The sequence below is a fragment of the Pararhodobacter marinus genome (assembly GCF_003122215.1).
Taxonomy (GTDB): Bacteria; Pseudomonadota; Alphaproteobacteria; order Rhodobacterales; family Rhodobacteraceae; genus Pararhodobacter; species Pararhodobacter marinus.
Genome location: NZ_QEYD01000029.1, coordinates 1 through 1,151 on the forward strand (window position 1 = coordinate 1; position 1,151 = coordinate 1,151).

Below are 1,151 nucleotides of genomic sequence, written 5' to 3' on the forward strand. Positions count from 1 at the left end.
GCCATCATGGCGAAGGCAAAGTTTGAACGGACGAAACCGCACGTTAACATCGGCACGATCGGCCACGTTGACCACGGCAAAACCACGCTGACCGCGGCGATCACCAAGTACTACGGCGACTTCCGGGCCTATGACCAGATCGACGGCGCGCCCGAAGAGAAGGCCCGCGGCATCACCATCTCGACCGCCCACGTGGAATACGAGACCGAAGCGCGCCACTACGCCCATGTCGACTGCCCCGGCCACGCCGACTACGTCAAGAACATGATCACCGGTGCCGCCCAGATGGACGGCGCGATCCTGGTCTGCGCCGCCTCGGACGGCCCGATGCCCCAGACGCGCGAGCACATCCTGCTCGGCCGTCAGGTCGGTATCCCCTACATCGTCGTCTACATGAACAAGGTGGACCTCGTTGACGACGAAGAGCTGATCGAGCTGGTCGAGATGGAACTGCGCGAGCTGCTCAGCTCGTACGAGTATCCGGGCGACGACACCCCGATCATCAAGGGCTCGGCCTTCCAGGCGATGATCGGCGAGATGAAGGAGATCGGCGAGGATTCGATCCACGCGCTGATGAAAGCCGTCGACGAGTACATCCCGACGCCCGCGCGCGCCGTGGACCAGCCCTTCCTGATGCCGATCGAGGACGTGTTCTCGATCTCGGGCCGCGGTACGGTTGTGACCGGCCGTGTCGAGCGTGGCGTGATCAATGTCGGCGACGAAGTCGAGATCGTCGGCATCCGCGACACCAAGAAGTCGACCTGCACGGGCGTGGAAATGTTCCGCAAGCTGCTGGATCGCGGGGAAGCGGGCGACAACGTCGGCATCCTGCTGCGCGGCATCGAGCGTGACGGCGTCGAGCGCGGCCAGGTGCTGTGCAAGCCGAAATCGGTCAACCCGCACACCGAGTTCGAAGCCGAGGCCTATATCCTGACCAAGGAAGAAGGCGGCCGTCACACGCCGTTCTTCGCGAACTACCGCCCGCAATTCTACTTCCGCACCACGGACGTCACCGGCACCGTGAAGCTGCCGGAAGGCACTGAAATGGTGATGCCGGGCGACAACCTGAAGTTCGAAGTCTCGCTGATCGCCCCGATCGCCATGGAAGAGAAGCTGCGCTTCGCCATCCGTGAAGGCGGCCGTACCGTCGG

General features: G+C 63.5%; 1 protein-coding gene. It reads left to right on the forward strand.

Annotated features, from left to right (window positions below; all coding sequences use genetic code 11):
- Window positions 1-6 precede the first annotated feature (6 nt).
- A partial coding sequence (gene tuf, locus C4N9_RS21620; RefSeq protein ID WP_109535416.1) for an elongation factor Tu occupies window positions 7-1,151 on the forward strand: 1,145 nt, incomplete at its 3' end.